Annotated in this window: 2 protein-coding genes; both read left to right on the top strand. The window is 63.9% G+C overall.

Features of this window, described 5'->3' with window-relative positions; genetic code table 11:
- Positions 1-473 precede the first annotated feature (473 nt).
- A complete protein-coding gene (istA, locus tag BKD70_RS21940; RefSeq protein ID WP_033901415.1) occupies positions 474-2,159 on the top strand; it encodes an IS21 family transposase in 1,686 nt (561 codons plus the stop codon).
- On the top strand, positions 2,047-2,796 hold the full coding sequence (gene istB / locus BKD70_RS21935; RefSeq protein ID WP_033901416.1) for an IS21-like element IS1474 family helper ATPase IstB: 750 nt from the start codon (positions 2,047-2,049) through the stop codon (positions 2,794-2,796). Before istA ends, istB begins: the two co-directional genes overlap by 113 nt.
- Positions 2,797-2,931 lie beyond the last annotated feature (135 nt).

Genomic DNA, 2,931 nt, shown 5'->3' with positions numbered 1-2,931 from the left:
ACTTATTCAACTCTAAAAAGATTCCATTTTTCATTCAGAATAAAACGTATGAGTCGACTGATGTGTGCCGTCAGCGCTTTTAGTCATATAGACATCCCATACCGCTGACCTGTAAAAACTTACTGCACTGCCGTATTCATGTCGTTGAGGGCTCCAAAAGGCTGGTTTTTCACGGCTTTGCCGTAGCGTAGTGAGCCGATACGAGTTCAATCAAAAAAATCTCAGACCTATATCACCTCTGTGAACGCTGCGGATTTCGGAGCACTGTGACCGGCCGTTTCGGTTGATCGTGACCGGTCATTTCGCTAACGCGTGACCGCTCATTTCGGTAGCAACGTGACCGATTTTCCGCCTGTTCCGAAACAGGTGGTCACGGCTTACCGAAATCGCCGGTCACGACTTAGCGAAAGCCTTCCCCTTCGTTGCGCATGACCTGATGCGCCGCCATCCTCGACCGATTTCGGGAGAGGAAGATGGCGGCGCCGCGAGTAGCCATGCGAAACATCAAAGAATGTCTGCGCCTCAAGTTTGAGGCCGGCTTGTCCCACGAGAAGATTGCCCGTGCCTTGCAGCTGTCCAAGGGCGTGGTTAGCAAGTACATCGCGGCGGCGCGGGTGGCCGGGCTGGACTGGCCGGCGCTGGTGGCCATGGACGAGGCCGCGCTGGCGGCCGCCTTGTTTGCACCTACGTCGACGAACAAGCCGCGCGGTGAGCGAGTGCTGCCCGATGTGCTGAGCATCCACCGCGAGTTGCGGCGCAAGGGCGTGACCTTGCAACTGCTGTGGGAGGAATATCTCGCCGCGCATGCGAGCCAGCCGACCTACCGCTACACCCAGTTCGTCGAGCACTATCGGCGCTACGCCCAGACGCTCAAACGTTCGATGCGTCAGCTGCACCGTGCGGGCGAGAAGCTATTCATCGACTATGCCGGGCCGACGCTGCCGGTGGTCGACCCGGCCACCGGCGAAGTGCGCCGGGCGCACATCTTCGTCGCCGCCCTGGGCGCCTCGAATTACACCTATGCCTGCGCGACGCCAGGCGAAACCCAGGTGGACTGGCTGACCTCGCTGGGCCAGGCTCTGACCTACTTTGGCGGCGTGCCGGAGATGGTTGTGCCGGACAATCCGCGCGCCCTGGTCGCGCTGCCGGATCGGTACGAGCCGGGCCTGAACCGGGCGGCGCTGGAGTGCGCCCGCCATTACGACACCGTGATGCTGCCGGCGCGGCCACGCAAACCCCAGGACAAGGCCAAGGCCGAGGTGGCGGTGCAGGTGGTCGAGCGCTGGATCATGGCGCGGCTTCGCCACCGGCAGTTCTTCAGCCTGCATGCGCTTAACCAGGCTATCGCCGAGCTGCTGGAGGATCTGAATCGGCGCCCGTTCAAGCGGCTCGATGGCTGCCGGCGCGACTGGTTCGAGCGCCTGGATCGTCCGGCCTTGCGACCGTTGCCGGTGCATCCCTACGAGGTCGCCACCTTCAAGCGCTGCAAGGTCAGCATCGACTACCACGTCGAGGTCAATGGCAGCTTCTACAGCGTGCCCTCCGCCCTGGCCCGGCAGAGCGTCGAGGTGCGGCTGACGGCGCACACCCTGGAAGTGCTGCATGGCAACCGACGGGTGGCCAGCCACGTGCTGCTGGGCCGTCGCGGCGCCTACAGCACCCAGCGCGAGCACATGCCCGCGGCGCACCAGGCGCATCGCGAATGGACGCCGCAACGCCTGCTCGACTGGGGCGAGCGGATCGGCCCCTACACGCGCCAACTGATCGATCACCAGCTGACCCACAAGCCGCACCCGGAGATGGGCTACCGCGCCTGCCTTGGCCTGCTCTCGCTGGCCCGCCGCTACGGCAATGCACGGCTAGAAGCCGCCGCCGAACGGGCCGTCCAGCTGCGCGCCTTCACCGGGCGCAGCGTGCGCAACCTGCTCCAGCAAGGCCTGGATCAGCAGCCGCTGCCCAAGCGTGCGGCTGAAACGGCCTTACCCGAGCACCACGAAAACGTCCGTGGCGCCGACTACTACCAACCCCCGCAACAGGAGCTGTTCGATGATGCCGCAACACACCCTGAATCAACTGCACCAGCTACGCCTGGAAGGCATGGCTCGCGCGCTGGAGGAACAATGGACGCTGCCGGCCAGCCACAGCCTGAGCTTCGATGAACGCCTCGGCCTGCTGCTCGACCGCGAACTGGCCTGGCGTGACAACCAGCGTCTGGTGCGACTGCGCAAGAAGGCCAAGCTCAAGTACGCCAACGCCTGCCTGGAAGATCTCGACCGCCGCCCGGGTCGCGCCTTGGACGAGCGCCTGATCGCCAGCCTGGCCAACGGCGACTGGATCCGCCAGCAACACAACCTGCTGCTGACCGGCCCGACCGGCGCCGGCAAGACTTGGCTGGCCTGCGCCCTGGGTAACCAAGCCTGCCGCCAGGGCTACACCACCCTGTATCTGCGCACGCCACGGCTGCTGGAACAACTGCGTATCGCCCACGGCGACGGCAGCTTCGGCCGCACCCTGCAACAGCTGGCCAAGGTCGACGTCCTGGTGCTGGACGACTGGGCGCTGGCCCCGCTGGAGGAAGGGGCTCGGCATGACCTGCTGGAAGTGATCGACGACCGCGCCGGCAACCGCTCCACCATCCTGACCAGCCAATTGCCCCTCGAACACTGGCATGGCTGGATCAATGACCCGACCCTGGCCGACGCCATCCTCGACCGCCTGGTGCACAACGCCTACCGGCTGACGATGAAGGGCGAGTCACTGCGCCGGAAAAAATCCGAGGAACAAACCGCATCGTGACCGATGCGATTACAATCCAGAACCCGCGCAACCGGGATGGAAGCACCGGTCACGTATTAGCGAAACGCTCGGTCACGTTCACCGAAATCCGCACTCTGGCCGTTGACCTCTCCCAATCCGCTGTCTTTTAGATGG

The organism is Pseudomonas sp. BS-2016 (assembly GCF_001806145.1).
In the GTDB taxonomy this organism is placed as follows: Bacteria; Pseudomonadota; Gammaproteobacteria; order Pseudomonadales; family Pseudomonadaceae; genus Aquipseudomonas; species Aquipseudomonas lundensis.
Note: the sequence above shows the minus strand (reverse complement) of the source record. Positions and strands in the feature narration are given on the sequence as shown.